The following is a 968-nucleotide window of genomic DNA, read 5'->3' as shown; positions in this document are numbered from 1 at the left end:
CTACCGGGCGGCCGGGCCCGGCACGACCGCGCAGTCAGTGTCCCGCCCGGGCCCGGCCGCCCGGTAGGGGGCCGGATCCGCTCAGGGAGCTCCACGCACGGGCCGGGGTTCCGTATCGCCCCACCCAGCACATCCGTGAACTGGGCACGCTGCTCTGCATGGTCGAGGCCGGCCTCGGCGTCGCGGTCGTCCCCTCCCTGGCGGGGAGCATGCTGCCCGGCGGCCTCACCCTCGTCCCCGTACTGCCGCGCGTGGAACGGCGGTTGCTCCTCACCGGGCCGGCCACGCGCCCCTGGCACCCGCACGTGACCGCGATCCGGGACCTGTGCCAGGGGACCGGCCCCGTGATGTGACCCCGCGCGCGGCGTACGGCGGACAGGGGCTCACCCCGTGGCCGCGAGCACGGTCGTACGGCCTCCCAACGCGGCGGAGAAGCGGTCGGTGACCTGCGTCAGGGCCTCGGCCGTGGCGGGCGCGACGGTCAGCGTGCCGTCGTCGGCCACGGTGAGGTCCTTGTCGAGCGTGAACCACCCCGGGACGATGTGGGCGGCGCCCATGGAGCTCAGCACCGGGCGCAGCGCGTAGTCGATGGCCAGGACGTGGGCCGTGGTGCCGCCGGTGGCCAGCGGCAGCACGGTCTTGTCGGCGAGGGCGAACTGCGGGAGCAGGTCGAGCAGCGACTTCAGCAGGCCCGAGTAGGCGGCCTTGTAGACGGGCGTGCCGATCACCACCCCGTCCGCCCGCTGGAACAGGGCCGCGGCCCCGGTGATGGCCGGGTGGTGGACGTCGGCGCCGAGCAGGGCGTCGGCGGGCAGCGTACGCACGTCCAGGGGGACCACCTCGTGGCCCTGGAGCCGCAGCCGGTCGTCCAGGTGGCGCAGCAGCCGTGCGGTGCGGGAGGTGGCGGAGGGGCTTCCGGAGACGGACAGGATGACGGCCATGGGGACCTTCCGGGTTCGGGCGGGCGG

2 protein-coding genes are annotated in these 968 nt (G+C 75.3%); one reads left to right on the top strand and one right to left on the bottom strand.

Annotated elements, in window-relative coordinates:
• The coding region (locus PV341_RS45095; RefSeq protein ID WP_500361050.1) for a LysR substrate-binding domain-containing protein at positions 1-353 on the top strand (353 nt) is incomplete at its 5' end.
• Between the two features lie 30 nt (positions 354-383).
• Here the strand turns inward: PV341_RS45095 and ssuE are convergent.
• Positions 384-941, bottom strand: a complete 558-nt coding sequence (gene ssuE, locus PV341_RS45090; protein WP_500361052.1) for an NADPH-dependent FMN reductase — start codon at positions 939-941, stop codon at positions 384-386.
• Positions 942-968 lie beyond the last annotated feature (27 nt).

It is taken from the genome of Streptomyces sp. PA03-1a, assembly GCF_033792805.1.
Classification (GTDB): domain Bacteria; phylum Actinomycetota; class Actinomycetes; order Streptomycetales; family Streptomycetaceae; genus Actinacidiphila.
The sequence above is the reverse complement of the archived record's forward strand: the minus strand, read 5'-3'. Positions and strand labels throughout refer to the sequence as shown.